The sequence below is a fragment of the Burkholderia sp. Z1 genome (genome assembly GCF_014893795.1).
GTDB lineage: Bacteria > Pseudomonadota > Gammaproteobacteria > Burkholderiales > Burkholderiaceae > Burkholderia > Burkholderia theae.
Map to the genome: position 1 here is coordinate 420699 of NZ_JACFYL010000001.1, position 15176 is coordinate 435874.

Here is a 15176-nt window from a genome sequence, read left to right on the forward strand (position 1 = left end):
TCGCTGTCACGGTCGCGTCACGGTGCGCCCCTAAGGTTGCACGTTCCCGTCGCGGCGGCATCGCCGGATCGGGAACGTACGCAATCCGCTCGCGACGCCGTGCCCGTGTCGCAGGTGGGCAACCGGGATCTCGCTCCCGGCGGCGCAGCAGTCATGCATCGCGCCAATTCATTCGAAAACAGGATCGACGCCGATTCGAACCGAGTCGCGGACGATCAGGAGACAGGGGCCATGCTGAGTCCGCACGAATTCTCGATGCTGTTGCGCATTGCACGTGCGCCGGACAGCGTCGATCAATCGAATCCGGCTTTCGCCGTGCTGGTCGAGAAGCGGCTGGTCGACGCGACGCAGGCGCGCATGAACGCGGTGGCCGTGCGCCCGGCGCTGACGCCGATCGGCCAGATGCTGCTGGCGCGCTTCGACGAAGCCGCTTGAGGGGAAGCGTCACGCCTTCATCGGGACGAAGGGCGTGACGCGTTGCAACACCGCGCCGCTTACTGTGCGACCGGCACCGTCACGTCGCTGCCGAACCAGTGCATCGAGATCTTCTTCAGCGTGCCGTCCTTGTGCAGCGATTCCAGCGCGTCGTTGATCGCCTTCTCGAACTTCGGATTGCCCTTGCGGAACGGAATCGCCATTTCCTGCTTGCCGCCGTTCAGCACCGCACCCGCGCGCAGCGGCAGGTTCGACGTCTTGATCATGTACGGCAGCATCAGACGGTCGTCGAGCGTCGCCTCGATCCGGCCTGCGGCGAGGTCGCGCAGCTTTTCCGGTGCGCCCGGGTACGTCTGCACCTCGATGCCCGGCACCGTGCGCGCCATCTGGTCGTAGTTGGTGCCGAGCGTCACGCCGAGCTTCTTGCCCTTGAAATCGTCGAGCGACTTGAAGTTGCGCGTGTCGTCCTTGCGCTGGATCAGCTGTGCGGCCGAGTACGTGTACGGCTGGCTGAAGTCGAGCGCTTCCTTGCGCTGCGGCGTGATCGTGACCTGGTTGACGATCACGTCGAACTTGCCGGCCTGCAGGCCCGCGATGATGCCGCTCCACTCGGTCGGGATGAACTGCGTCTTCACGCCGAGCTTGCCGGCGACCGCGTTCGCGACGTCGACGTCGAAGCCTTCGAGCTGGCCCGACGTGCCGCGCGAGTTGAACGGCGGATAGGTACCTTCGAGGCCGACGCGCAACACGCCGGCTTGCTTCACCGAATCGAGCAGATCGTCCGCGTGCGCGGCGACGGCCGTGAAGCCGAGGGCCGACGCGAGCAGCAGGCCCGACAGCAGGAACTTCGAACGTTTCATCTCAGATCTCCAGGGTTCAGTGTTGTGTGTGTGGTGAGCGCAGGGCGCCGGTCGGGCCCGGCGGGCCGCAATACGGGCACATAGACACTACTCGCAACCAAGCCGCGCCGGAAGTCGAATTGGCCCTGATTGCAATCGATTTCAGGGGGCCGCGACGGGTGCACGGGCTGGCCGGCGTTAGTGCAGATGGCGTGTGGACGGAACGAATGACGCGTCACTAATTCCGGCGAGTTTTCAGGGACTGACGTAATTTCTCTGTAAAATCGCGCGAGCGAAATCCAATGCTCGCGCCATCCGAGGGCGCGCCAAAAGAAGAAAAGGCCGTTGCCATGAACATGCAGAACACAGTTGCCGCATTGCGCGGCGGGTTGCTTCAGCAGGACCGGCTGTTGAAGCTCGATACGCCGTTGGGGGCCAATGTCCTGACCGTGCAGCGGGCAGTCGGCCGTTCACGCATCGGGCGCGCGTACGGGTTCACGCTCGACGTGCTGTCGACCGATAGCGATCTGGAACTTAAAAAGCTGATCGCGCAGCCCGTCACGTTGTGGATCCAGCAGAGCGACCGCAGCTACCGGCCGATCAACGGATACGTGCATACCGCGCGCCGGCTGGGCGCCGACGGCGGGCTCACGACCTATCAGCTCGAGTTCGCCGATTTCACCCATTTCCTGAAGTTCCGTCGCGATCAGCGGCTCTGGAACGACACGACCGTCGACCAGATCATCAGCGACGTGCTGAACAAGCATCCGCAGGCGCAGGGCCATTTCCGCTTTGCGCTGTCGAAGCCGCTGCCGAACCGCTCGTACACACGCCAGCACGACACCGACTGGCATTTCGTGCATCGGCTGATGGAGAACGAAGGGCTCTACTGCACATGGCAGCAGGCCGACGACGGCAAATCGCATACGCTCGTCATCACCGACAACCTGCAGGCGTTCACGCCGCTGTCGCCGGAAGCGGTGCGCTTCTATCACGGTGGCGTGGCCGGCGAGGCTGACGCGTTCACGCAATGGTCGGGCACGCGCACGCTGCAGAGCGTCACGCGTTCGACGCGCACGTTCGACTACAAGAATCCTTCGCAGCCGTCGAACCCGAAGGGCACGTCGCTGCCGACGATGGGCGGCCAGGGCGATTTGCCGGACCAGCTCGAAGTCTACGAGTACACCGGTGCTTACACGTATCTGGACCAGACGCGCGGCGACCATCTGACGAAGGTCAAGATGGAGGAGTGGGAGTCGCAGGCGAAGCGCTTCCATGGCGCGGGCGGTGTGCGCGCGATCGACGCCGGACGGCGCTTCACGCTGGCCGATCATCCCGAGCACGATCGCGATCCGGCCGATCAGCGCGAGTTCGCCGCGATCGAGGTGGCGTGGTGGATCGAGAACAACCTGCCCGTCGCGAGCGACAGCGCGGACTTTCCATACAGCCTGCGCGAGGCATTGACGCAAGCGCAGGACGGCTACGGCGCCGATCCCGCGTTTCGCGTGCCGCACGACGATGGGTCGGCCGGCTTCTATCTCGTCGAAGTCGAGGCGCAGCGCGTGAACGTGCCGTATCGCAGCCCGTTCGAACATCACAAGCCCGAGATGCATCTCGAGACGGCGATCGTCGTCGGGCCGCAGGGCGAGGAAGTCTATACCGACGAACTGAACCGGATTCGTGTGCAGTTCGTGTGGGATCGCCTGAATCCGGGTAACGAGAACGCGTCGTGCTGGGTGCGCGTCGTGCAGTCGGATACGGGTGGCGGCTACGGCGGCGTGCACGTGCCGCGCATCGGCGAGGAAGTGCTGATCGACTACGTCGGCGGCGACTGCGACCGGCCGCTGGCGGTCGGGCGCGTGTACAACGGCGCGAACCAGCCGCAGTGGCATACCGACGGGATCCTGTCCGGATATCGGTCGAAAGAGTATTCGGGCGGCGGCTACAACCAGCTCGTGATGGACGACGCGACCGGGCAGAACCGCGTGCAGCTGATGAGCAGCAGCGCGAACAGCCTGCTGCATCTCGGCTACATCATCGACCACAGCGGCAATTCGCGCGGGTCGTATCTCGGCAGCGGGTTCGACTTGCGCTCCGATGCATATGGCGCGGTGCGGGCGAGCCAGGGCCTGTACGTGACGACGCATCCGAAGTCGGCGAACAGTCAGCCGCTCGATGTGAAAGAGGCGCAACAGCAGCTCGTGACAGGCGAAAGCCTCGTCGAAGCGATGTCGGGCGTGAGCGAGCAGCATCAGGCGGAAAGCCTGAAGGATGCGCAGGACACGATGCGCGCGTTCACCGACGCGACGCAGGACAGCGCATCGGGCAGCGCGTCCGGCGGACGCACGGCAGGCGGCGGCACCGGCAACGCGAACGCATTCAAGGAACCGGTGATGCTGTTCGGCAGCCCGTCGGGGATCGGGATGTCGACGCAGCAGTCGGTGCACGTGGTTGCGAACGATCACGTGAACGTCGCGAGCGGACAGAGCGTGCACGTTGCGGCAGGCAAGTCGCTGCTGGCGAGTATCGGGCAGAAGCTGAGCCTGTTCGTGCAGAACGCTGGGATGAAGCTGTTCGCGGGCAAGGGCAAGGTCGAGATCCAGGCGCAGTCGGACAACGTCGAGGTGACCGCGCAGAAGGCGGTGAAGGTCGTGTCGGCGACGGGGCAGATCGAGATCGCGGCCGATCAGGGGATCCTGCTGACGAGCGGCGGCGGGTATATCCGCATTCAAGGCGGGAACATCGAGATTCATACGCCGGGCGCGGTGGATGTGAAGGGCGCGTCACATACGTTCGCGGGGCCGGCGAGCATGGGGTATCCGTTGCCGAGTCCGCGGCCGGATCAGCCGGGGCAACTGGAGTTGTTGCACAAGTACGTGAACGGCGAGGCGGTCAAGGGCGGGTTGTTCACGGTGAGAGACGTGAACGGCGCCGTGTTGAAGAAGGGCGCGCTCGACAACAGCGGCCATACGGTCGTGAGCGGCTTGCCGCCCGGCGCGGTGCGCGTCGAGTTCGGGAAGGACCCGCGCGAGTCGGATCAGCCGGCGAACTATTTCAAGCAGGCGAAGTGGCCGGCCGAGCCCGTCGAGCCGTCGCCGGAAGCTGCGCAGGCAGCGGCAACGGGGCAGCTTGCCAGCCAGTTGCAGGGCATGGCGCCTGCCGCGGCGACGGCTGCCATGGGGCTCGTGAGCGGTGGTGGTGCAGGCGCAGCGCTGGGCGGGCTGGCGAGCTCGGCGTTGCCGGCTGCGGCGGGCGCGCTGGGTGGCGCGGGCGCGGTGTCCGCGTTGCAGACGGCTTCGAGCCTGGGCAGCGCCGCGAAACAGGTGGCCGGAATGGTGCAGGCCGCACGCCAGGGCGGACTCGCGGCGTTGGCCGCGCCGGCTGCGAACGCGGCATCCGGGGCACTGCAGGGCGCATTGCCCGGTGTCGCCGGGATCGCGGGCAAGGGCGCGGCGACGGTGGCGTCGGCTGCCGGTGCCACCGGCATGAAGCTGCCGACGAGCGGGTTTGGCGGACCGCTGAAATCCTGAGAGAGCGGCGCGTCAGCCGTCAAGAACAACTAAATCACGATTTGAACGAAAAACGACATGGCACAACAACTTCCGCCGGACGCCGAGAAGGAACAGGCCGTTACCTGGCTCAGTGATATTTCGCCGAAGGATGTCGCGCAGGGCGGCAATCGTTTCGACGCGTGGCTGCGCAAGATCAGCGGCAACCACGTCACGTTCGAGGACGTGAAGACGGTTGCCGGCGCGGTGCCGATCGTCGGCAACATCATGGCGGCGATCGATGCGCTCGGCGATATTGCCGAGATCATTCAGAAGCGCGGCGGGAAGGTTCTCGACTACATGAGCCTCGCGATCAACCTGATCGGCATCATCCCCATTCCGCCGACGCTCGCGCCGTTCCGGATGTCGGCGCGTCCGTTGCTCGCACTCGTGCGAAACCAGTTGCTGATCACGCGCAGCAATCTCGGCGCGGCGCTCATTTCGGTGCTCATCACGCATATCAACGCGACCTGCGCGACGGAGATCGAGGACTTTCTGAACAAGCTGAAGGAAGGACTCGGGAAGCTGCTCGACGGGTGTGCGGCGAAGGCGGAAGAACTGATGGTCGCGATCGCGACGGGGATGGATCGTGCGTTGCACGGCCAGCTCTTCGACAACAGCGGCAACCTGGAGCGCGCAAAACAGCTGGCGAGGAAGATGCGCGACGACCGGCCGTGGTACAGCCCGAGCCGTGCGCGTGACGGGCTCAAGTTTGCGTATGAGGGCTATAAGGCACTCGGCAAAACGGTCGGTAACGCGACCGTAGGTACTGCGGCAAAGCTCGCGCCGGATTCGTGGCTCGAGCCGTTTCGCAGCACGGTGACGTTCCTGAAGACCGAGGCGCCGAAGGTCGCGTCATCGATCCGTTCGCTGGCCGGCAGCGAGGAAGGCAAGATGATGTGGCTCGTCTTGCAGTTGATCGAGGCGGTAGGGCGCGTGAAGGCGCGTGCGAAGCTTCACGAGCAGAGTGCGGAGGTCAAGCCGGCGGGGAAGGGACAGGCGAAGAAGACGCGAGAGCAGGAGGGGCTGGAGGCGACTCATGGGCAGGCGCCGGCGGAGGGGCCGGGTCGGAGCTGCCGCAAGGGGCGCGCGATCGGGGCGCCAAAAGGGGCATCGATCGGATCGATCGACTTCGCATTTGGTAACGAAAGATTCTCCCACACGGATTTCGATCTGCCGGGCGCATTGCCGCTGGTTTGGGAGCGCACGTACCAATCTCGATTATCAACATATGACAATGGAGAATTGGGCGCACGTTGGATCACGCCTTATACGACTCGCGTCGACATTTCGAATGGTCAGTGGTTCTATCGCGACGCGGAAGGGCGCAGCATTGAATACCGCGCACTTGCGGTCGGTGAGGTATACGACGATCTGGCAGAGGAACTTACGTTGTCTCGTCTCGACGAGACATGGTTGACGATCACGTACAGCCACAAGGCGCTGTATGTATACGAGCGCCGTGGGGATGCGTTCCGGCTCGCGATGCATAAGGATCGCGCTGGCAACACGATTACGCTCGACTATGACGGGCTTGATCGCCTGGCACGGCTGATCGACGCGAGCGGCAACGTGCTCGCATTCGAGAATGACAGGCATGGCAGGATCGTACAGATCGAACAGGTGCTTGAAGGCGGTGAGCGCCGTTCGCTTGCCCGTTATGAATACGACACGGAAGGGGATCTCGTGCGCGCGATCGACCGCCATGGTAACGCTTGGGCTTATCGATACCATCGGCATCTGGTGACTCGCTACACCGATCGAACAGGGCGGGGGATGACGCTCGAGTGGCAAGGAGCAAACGAGGAAGACAATGCAAGCGCCAAATGCGTGCGCGAATACGCAGACGACGGCAGTCTCGACATTCGCCTTGTATGGAATCCGAACATTCGTTTGACTTATGTGACGGATGCACTCGGGCAGATGACGCGGTACTACTACAACATTCATGGTTGCATGTATCGGATTGCTTATCCGGACGGCAACGAAGAATGGTTCCGGCACGATGAGCATCACAACCCAGTATTGCACATCCTGCAGAACGGAAGCATTGAGCATATGTATTACGACGTGCGCGGTAATCTGACTCGGCACGAGCGTCCGGATGGTAGCGTCGTCGAGATGGCGTATGACGACAAAGATCAAATGATTCGTCTCGTCGATCCAAACGGACATGTATGGCAACGGAAATATGACGATGCCGGTAATTTGACTGAAGAGCTTGATCCTCTCGAACGAGCAACGAGGTACAGCTACAACGGCGAGGGGCTGCCGGAGAAAATCACCGATGCCAAAGGGGGATCGAAGGCGCTTGAATATAACGAAGCTAGTCAACTGACGAGTTATACCGACTGCTCTGGCAAAAAGAGCGAATGGAAGTACGACGAACTCGGTCGCGTGATCGAGGCGAAGGACGCGGCAGGCGGGATGGTCACCTATTGCTATGGTTCGAACGGGCAACTCGCGGAGATTCGCTCACCGGCTGGAATCGAGCGTATGCATTACGACGCTGAGGGCCGGCTGTTGCGCCATACCGATCAACTTGAACGTTCGACGCGATATGGTTACGACGCGGTCGGTCGTATTGCGAGCCGTGCTGATGCCCTTGGACAGACGCTTGCCTATCGTTATGACCGTCTCGGACGACTGGCCACGTTGACTGATGCGAACTTGGCGACGTATCAGTTTCACTACGATACAGCTGGTAGATTGATCGAGGAAATCGGTTTCGACGGGAAGTCGACGCGCTATGAGTACGATCAGGCAAGCGGCAGCCTTCTTACGGTAAACGAAGCCGGTAATGTGACGTCGATGGAGGTCGATGGTAATGGCCGCGTGACGAAGCGTGCTTCAGGCTCGAGTGTAGAGTGGTTCGCATACGACCCCTCGGGGCGGGTGGTCGAAGCTGCGAACCACAACAGTCGTATGCAGCTCTTTTTTGATCCCGTCGGTAATCTCGTTCGGGAGCACCACGGCTATAGCGTGTTCGAGGAGCATCGCAGCTATGTCTGGCATCACGAATACGATGAACTGGGCAACCGGAGGCGGACCGTGCGTCCGGACGGGCACGTGGTCGATTGGCTGATGTACGGCTCGGGGCATGTGCACGGGATGCTGCTGGATGGCGAGGAGCGCTTGCAGATCGAGCGCGATGACTTGCATCGGGAGACGGTTCGGATGCTGTCGAGCAAGGTCGGACAACGCACGATATATGACCCAGCGGGACGTATGCTGCAGCAGACGATTCAGCGTACGACATCGCCGGGACCGTTATCCGAGCGGCGATATCGCTATGACGCAGCGGGGCAACTTTCGAGTATTGAAGACAGTCGGAAGGGCGGGAGCGACTATCGATACGATCCAGTCGGGCGATTGATCGAGGCGATTAGCCCGCTCGGGAAGGAACGGTTTGCATTTGATCCGGCGAGCAATATTATCGATACGGCGCGACAGCAATTGGCGTTTTCCTCTCGACCTAACCCCATGCGCCCAGAGGGCACGTTGCCGACAGAGGTGCCGAAGGTGCTCGGCAATCTATTGAAGATGTATGCCGCGATGCGCTTCGAGTATGACGCGCGAGGGAATTTGATCCGCAAACATACGCCGAGCGAGGAGCAGGAGTACGAGTGGGATGAGTTCAATCGTTTGCTGGCGGTGCGTGTCACGAATGCGTCGCAGCAGAGCCGGGCGCAGTATTTCTATGATGCGTTCGGTCGTCGGATCGCGAAGGAAGTGAACGGTGAGCGGACCGTGTTTGGATGGGATGGCGATACGCTCGCGTACGAGAGCAATGGCGAGTGCGGCACGCACTATATCTATGAGCCTGGGACGTTCGTGCCGTTGGCGCAATATGTGGCGGAACCGGTGGAGGGAATTGCGACGCCGGTGCAGCGGAGTACCGATCGCTATGTCCCGGAGGAAGATCCGTTGCAAAAGATGCCTGAGCGTCGCGCAGCGGCGCGACTGTTCTATTACCACTGCGACCGGATTGGCACACCACAGCTGCTGACCGATGACGAAGGTGACGTCGTGTGGGAGGCATCTTACAAGGCTTGGGGCGAGGCGCGGGAAATAGTTGCGCGGGTGTCGAAGGCAGCGGGCTTTGTACCGAGGAATCCGCTGAGATTTCAGGGACAATTGATCGACGACGAGACAGGATTACATTACAACCGAAATCGCTATTATGATCCCGGCACTGGGCGATTTGTCTCCAAGGATCCGATCGGGCTGAGAGGCGGGCTCAATGTCTATGCCTATGCTTCTAACCCTATCGAGTGGGTCGATCCGCTAGGGTTGTCGCCTTGCGACTGCCTGACTAAGACTGAATGCAAACTCCTTTTGGCCAAGATATATCTTAAGGCCTTAGGTCAGAAGAAATCCGACGGTAGCCGAGGGCTACAGGAAAGAATCGATCATCTGAAGGAGGATACGTATAAGCTTTACGATTTTGCGCCGAAGATGGGTGATAAGCGAGATTATGGTGCGCTCGCAGGAAAAGGAACTTATGAGGGGCACGTAAAGGCGGCGCAGCAATTGCAGAGTGGACTCAGGCAGAACATCAAAGATTTTGACGAGGGTGGGTGCTCTAATTTTTATACAATCCCTCAAAAAATCCGCACCGTTGCGTTTGATGCCGACATTCCTACTGCTCCGGAGGGTAGATAGTGGATTTTAATGATGTGATCTTCGCGGTCAGTGCGGATTGTTATTCGAGTGTGCTCATCCCGGAAGCGAGTTGCGAGGAACGGGATAAGTTGAAAATGGTCGCTCGCGAGGCGGTGGGCGTTGTTCTTGATGGAGCTCGCGATTATTATATGGAGGCAAATTTATCTCCCGCAAAGCTCTTGAAGAACAAAGAGTTTTTTTGGGGGCTAATGGGTGAGAAAAATGTCGCGGATGATGTGGCCTTGAGGTTGCATTTTTTTGAAGAGGTCATTGTCAATCGTGACGAAGTTCGCGAATCGGCGGCGGCACTTATCGGTAGCGTGTCTGCTCGATTGAGGTGGTTGCACACAGACAGTTTTTCGATTGAGATCGATGATGATCTAATAGAAGCGGTCGCCGCAATACAGGATGAGACGTTCGATCAGAATGAGGTCGGCCAGATTGGTTGGCGTGAAATAAACAGAATCTGGGATAACGCGGACTCAGAGTGGGATCGGTATTTGGTTGGTGTTATGTGTGATGTGCCGGACTCAATCTGCGTGACTGTTAATGGTTTGCTTAATTCTGAAAATTCTCTGAGCTATCTGCTGAAATGGAAGCGAGGGGTTTCGAATGTAGATTTCTTGCTGTTAATTGATGCTGTCGAGCGTCAGGCGATAAGCGAGTTGCCAACAAATAAAAATGTGGCAAGTCAGGTTGTGGAAATATTGAGGCTATTGAGAAAATAGATCGAATGCGTGATGCATTGTGGCTTATTCCTATAATTTGAAAATTGACTTGGGTGTGATCTGATGAGTCCGTCAGTGCGAATTGCGTTTGCCTCCTTTATCCTCCTCGCGCTTTCGGCAACATCATACGCCGACGATTTTCGACCAAGAGCCGCTGCAGCCCCTGATCTGGCTCATCCGAAGCTCTTTAAAGCCAACGGTCTGAGCTTCCAGCTCCCGGCAGACTGGCGGGTCACGGCAAACGATCGACTTCAGGATACCAACGGCCGAGGAATCAGCATCGAAGCCGACAAATCCGCATTCGAAGTACTGAATCTGGACGTCGTTGTTCAGGTGCTGCGAACCAAGGTCGCACCTTCGTTCGAAGGTACAGCGCAGTACCTCTACGAGAGCCAGGTGGACGACAAACCCGCTCAGTACACGAAGCCGGACTTTGCGCCTTTCATGCTGAACGACAAGTATCCGGCGCTTGCTTCACGCTATACGCACAACATCTTCAATCAAGACGAGCTCTATGCACATCGTCTCGATCTCGTTACGAGCAAGGTCTGCGGCAACGGATGGACCTGCATTGTCTTCTCGTCGGGATTGGCTGCGAACGAGAGTGCCGCGAAGCAGGGCATGGCCAAGATCTATGAAACGATCCGCTACCAACCCTGACTTTCGGCGTCGGTGACGGTCCACTACGCTTCTCTCGACGCCGCGTTTCGGGCGCATCCGATCCGGATTGCAGACTGGGGATACATGCTCTGCCGAGAGGTCGAACTCGCTGCATCGGGCGCAGTGTTTTTCGACGACTTCGAAGATCCTGGGTACTGCCGGCGCGCCGCGTTTGCGGGAAGGGCCGGCAACCTGATCGTGTTGACCATTGACGCCGCTTCAACGTGTGGCAGCGTGCTGTTCGCATGCGACAGACGAATCGACACCGACAGGATCTGGCGGGATGTGCTGCCAGACGAATTCTCGGGCTGGATCGATGCATTCGACATCGTGTATTTCGGGCAACCGACATAGCGGATTGCGGTTCGTCGGGAATGCGCTGTGGAGCATCCGGGCAACGTGCAATGTCCGTGACCAAAGACAGCCGGCCAAGCCCACCAGCGTGGAATTGGCATAATCATGGCTTGCCGCCGCGATTTCTCGGCAACCCCGACGATTCACCCAGTTACAACTGCAATACCCATGTCGATCTCCACCGCGACCGAAGTGTCGCTGAAGCACATTCTTGAACACCCTGGCGATTTCTCCGGATGGCTCTGCCTGCCACCGATGCCGTGGACGCTCGATACCGAGGGCATCTTCTCCGAAGACACGAAGGACGCAGACACCGACGAAAACACGGCGCCCGTCATCGCGACCCAACCCGGCTGGCAAGTCACTCTGGACAGCGCGACAATCGAGGACATCGTGATCAATGCGCACGACCAGGTCGACGAACCGAGCGTTACGCAATTGCTCGACGCGTTCGTCTTCTATGTCGAGAACGACGCATTTATCCTGTTCTGACGATGCACTAGTCGCACGATGACGATCCCCGGCGATGTGCTGCATGTCCGTTGTTCGACCGCCACGGCGCCGACTCCTGGGCAGCATTACGCGCCGCGCCATCCCTCATGGATTTCGCCCGCGTGCCGCGATGAGACGCGCCGGCTATGCACGTGCGACAAGCTTCTGACCGGAACAAGACCTCACACATGGTGCGAATGACATGCGCGACCACGAATTCGAAGTGATCTACGTCTACGCAGGCCGCTCCAGCGACGGGCATCCGGTTCACGAAGAACTCCCCGCGCGCGAGATCGCCCCAGGCCACTACGAACTGCTGGCGTCCCCCGGGCTCACGCTGAATCTCGCCAAAGGCGACGTCATCCGCATCGACGATCCGGATCACCCGGCGACCGTGTTGAAGCGGGGCGGCAACTACTGCATCCAGGTCTACGGCGACACCATTCCACACAACGAAATCGACCGGCTTGTACACGAAGTGGAGATCGAACTCGGCGGCACGCTCGACGGTCGCTACGGCGGCTCGCTTGCGCTATCGGTGCCGTCGAAGGCCGGTGACGAGCGAATTCGCACAGTATTCGATGGCTTTACCGCGAGAACCGGTCTCGCGTGGTACTACGCGAACATCTACCTGAACTTCGAAGATCCCGACGACGAGACGTTGCTCGACTGGTGGATTGACGGATAACGGAACAGCACCGATCGAGCGACCGGAGCGACCACGCGTCGGGCGCCGGCCTGCTTCTCATTCGGGCTAACTCGTCGCACGACAGGAAAAGGAATGGAATGAACATGACAGACGATCCGTCGGCACTGCTTGCGCATCAGGAAGCCATCTGCACGCGATACGGCCTATCCGCCGTCGAACCCGAAGACATGGTCGCCGTCGCGATGTCGACGCTTGGGCAGATGCCTGTCTATGGCACGCGCATCGTGCTATCGGAAGGCGACAACATCGGCTGGTTTTTTCATTGCGGCGAATTTTCCGATGCCGCCGATTTTTACCAGCCGCTGCACACCGCGCATCTGTCGACATACTTGCCGTTGGTTCGACCGTACCTGAGGTTGCCGCCCGGCGCGCGCTTCATCATCGACGACGCTGGCTACGAAGATGTCTGGATGGGTTCGCCCGCCGACGACGCATCGCGGTAAGCCCTCGACGGCCCACCGCACGCCGCAACAAAAAAGGACCGCTCAGCGGTCCTTTTTTCATGAAGCGTTGCCGCAACAACCGGCACCCCTCAAGGCAACGAAATCGTCAAATTAGCCGACTCCGGCCCGACCTTGATCACCTGCGAATAAGGCGCCAGCGCTTGCAGCGTCTTGTCCTTCAGATACGTGTTGAGCCCGAGGAACCCGAGCAACGCAACCAGCGCAAAAACCGCCCCGATCGCCCACACCGGCACCTCGCGCTTCAACCGATGCGCAATCTGATCCGGCAACGGCCAGTGCGGCGCAAACGGCGCGCGCTTGCCCTTCATATGCGCGATCTCATCCCCGAGCCGCGCCGTCAGATAAGCGAGCTTCTCCGGCCCCTCGAGCAGATACTTGCCCTGAAACCCGAGCAGCAGGCACATATGAAACACCTCGAGCGACTGCAGCCGCGCCGCGCCTTGCGCACGGCATTCCTCGAGATACTGGAAGAACTTCTCGCCCGCGAGCTGCTCGCCGAACAGCACGAGCTGCAGCGGCCGGCGTTCCCAGTCTGCACGGATCTTGAACTGCGACGACAGCACCATCTCGTCGATGGCCGCACAGAACGCGAACTTCGCGCCGTACACGTCCTCGGCGGCGATATTCAGCTTCTTCGCGCCGCGCTCGAAATCCGACAGGAATTCCTGGATCTTCGTGCTGAACTCGCTCGCGCTGTCCGGCTCGCGGCCGTTCTTGAGCAGGAACAGCATGAAGAACCCGTCGTACAGCAGGTCGACCAGCGAACGGGCCTGGAACGCGGAATCCGTCGACGCCGGGGTATGCATGGGGGCCGGCGCGTTGTCGCCGAACAGGGAAGGCGCGTAGCTCATGATGTGACCGCGATCAGTTCGAATTTCAGGTCATTGATGCCAGTCGGCGCGTAGATCATCGCGGACTGGGCCTGCAGCATGCGCTCGTACAGCGCACCGCGCGAATCGAGCGAGAAGTAGCAGGCGCCGGGTCGCACCGGAATCGCGGGCGGCACCTGCGGCGTGTACGAGAGCCGCACGCCGGGCATCGCCGACAGAACGAGCTTGTCGACGTCGTCGGGCGCGCCGACCTTGAAGCGGGCCGGCACGGCATCGACGAGCTCGACGCTCGGCATGTCCGCGGACACCGCCAGATAGAACTCGGTCTTGTCGTCGATCTTGCCCGAATCGAGGCGCCCGAGGTGGAACGACGGACGCACTTCGTCGAGCGTGATCGAGAAGTAGCGCGTCGAGATCACGGTGTCGAGCAGCTCGCGCAGTATCAGGTCGAGACGCGCAAAGCTCGGGCCCGGATCGTCGTGGCGGTACACGGGCAGGTCGGCGAGCGTATAGCCCTTCGAGAACGTCATCAGCTGGCCCGCGAGGCGCAGCAGTTCCTGGTACAGCCGCTCGGGATGCAGCGCCGCGTGCTGGTGCAGGTGCGCGAGCGTCGCGAACGCGGCGTTCGCGGTGTGCAGCAGCCAGAACGACGCGATATCGCCCGAACGGAACTCGATGATGTTCTTCGACGGCTCGCGGTGGAAACCGTACAGCGCGTTCACCTTCGCCTGCAACGCGTCGACCAACTGGCGCAGCCGCTGGTGCAGGATCGGCGAGGCCTCGATCGCGAGGCACGGCGGTACGAAGCTGTCGTCGATCTCGAACCCGGACGTCGCGGTGCGGCGCACGCGCACGAGCGGCACCGACAGCAACTGGTCGCGCGGTTCGCTATGCGCGATCAGCTTGACCTGCGTCTTCAGGAACGTGATGTCGGCTTCGGCCGCGTCGGTGAAATTGTCGGCGACGCTCGTCTGCTCGCTGACGAAACGCGTCATGAAGCCGGCGGCCGGATCGTCGCTGTAATTGGTGCTGTTCTCGCGCAGCGGGTGCAGCGCGAGATAGAACACGAATTCGTTGATGCCCTCGGGCAGCGTGTCCAGCGCGATCGGCGGCGGCAGCTCGTCGGCCTGCGGCCCGGCGTACAGCGCGCCGTCCGGGAACACGAGCGCGAGTTCGGCAACCCGCAGCACGTTGCTGCCGAGCGCGTCGCGGTCGATGCGCACCGAGCGCACGCCCCAGTTGTAAGGCTGGATCGCCTGGATCGATTCGAACAGGCGCGCTTCGTGGTACGCGTCCTGTCGCTGAAAGTGTTGAGGCCGGAGGAACAGCCCTTCCCCCCACAGCACCTTGGCCGAATAACTCATGTCAAATCCGGTTAATGTCGCGTTGCGAAGTAATCGATTTGTTCGTGCCCGAATTAAATCGCCAATTGTTAACTCTTGTTAATTGACA

12 protein-coding genes are annotated in these 15176 nt (G+C 60.7%); 9 read left to right on the plus strand and 3 right to left on the minus strand.

What is annotated here, in order from left to right:
• Positions 1 to 231 precede the first annotated feature (231 nt).
• Complete coding sequence (locus H3H55_RS01995; RefSeq protein ID WP_193097524.1) at positions 232 to 435, plus strand: hypothetical protein; 204 nt, start codon at positions 232 to 234, stop codon at positions 433 to 435.
• Positions 436 to 494: 59 nt separating this feature from the next.
• Here H3H55_RS01995 and H3H55_RS02000 read toward each other — a convergent pair whose 3' ends face one another.
• Positions 495 to 1295, minus strand: a complete 801-nt coding sequence (locus tag H3H55_RS02000) for a transporter substrate-binding domain-containing protein (protein ID WP_129513568.1) — start codon at positions 1293 to 1295, stop codon at positions 495 to 497.
• A 329-nt stretch (positions 1296 to 1624) separates the two neighbouring features.
• Between H3H55_RS02000 and tssI the strand changes: the two genes are divergently transcribed.
• The 8 genes from tssI (at position 1625) to H3H55_RS02040 (ending at position 12873) form a co-directional block, all read left to right on the plus strand.
• On the plus strand, positions 1625 to 4804 hold the full coding sequence (tssI, locus tag H3H55_RS02005) for a type VI secretion system Vgr family protein (protein WP_193097525.1): 3180 nt from the start codon (positions 1625 to 1627) through the stop codon (positions 4802 to 4804).
• Between the two features lie 57 nt (positions 4805 to 4861).
• Entirely contained in the window at positions 4862 to 9487 is a 4626-nt protein-coding gene (locus H3H55_RS02010; RefSeq protein ID WP_226799908.1) for an RHS repeat-associated core domain-containing protein, read from the plus strand.
• A complete protein-coding gene (locus H3H55_RS02015) occupies positions 9487 to 10215 on the plus strand; it encodes a hypothetical protein (RefSeq protein WP_193097526.1) in 729 nt (242 codons plus the stop codon). Before H3H55_RS02010 ends, H3H55_RS02015 begins: the two co-directional genes overlap by 1 nt.
• A gap of 63 nt (positions 10216 to 10278) precedes the next feature.
• Entirely contained in the window at positions 10279 to 10875 is a 597-nt protein-coding gene (locus tag H3H55_RS02020; RefSeq protein WP_193097527.1) for a hypothetical protein, read from the plus strand.
• A gap of 12 nt (positions 10876 to 10887) precedes the next feature.
• Positions 10888 to 11229: a hypothetical protein gene (locus H3H55_RS02025; protein WP_193097528.1), complete on the plus strand. Its 342-nt coding sequence runs from the start codon at positions 10888 to 10890 to the stop codon at positions 11227 to 11229.
• A gap of 168 nt (positions 11230 to 11397) precedes the next feature.
• A complete protein-coding gene (locus tag H3H55_RS02030) occupies positions 11398 to 11721 on the plus strand; it encodes a hypothetical protein (protein WP_048251035.1) in 324 nt (107 codons plus the stop codon).
• A gap of 202 nt (positions 11722 to 11923) precedes the next feature.
• Entirely contained in the window at positions 11924 to 12409 is a 486-nt protein-coding gene (locus tag H3H55_RS02035; RefSeq protein ID WP_193097529.1) for a DUF4265 domain-containing protein, read from the plus strand.
• Between the two features lie 188 nt (positions 12410 to 12597).
• Positions 12598 to 12873, plus strand: coding sequence for a hypothetical protein (locus tag H3H55_RS02040; RefSeq protein ID WP_226799910.1), 276 nt, complete (start codon positions 12598 to 12600; stop codon positions 12871 to 12873).
• 89 nt (positions 12874 to 12962) lie between these two features.
• Here H3H55_RS02040 and icmH read toward each other — a convergent pair whose 3' ends face one another.
• Positions 12963 to 13745, minus strand: coding sequence for a type IVB secretion system protein IcmH/DotU (gene icmH, locus H3H55_RS02045; RefSeq protein WP_048251034.1), 783 nt, complete (start codon positions 13743 to 13745; stop codon positions 12963 to 12965).
• Entirely contained in the window at positions 13742 to 15088 is a 1347-nt protein-coding gene (gene tssK, locus H3H55_RS02050; protein ID WP_048251033.1) for a type VI secretion system baseplate subunit TssK, read from the minus strand. The genes icmH and tssK overlap by 4 nt, the downstream gene beginning before the upstream one ends.
• Between the last annotated feature and the right edge of the window lie 88 nt (positions 15089 to 15176).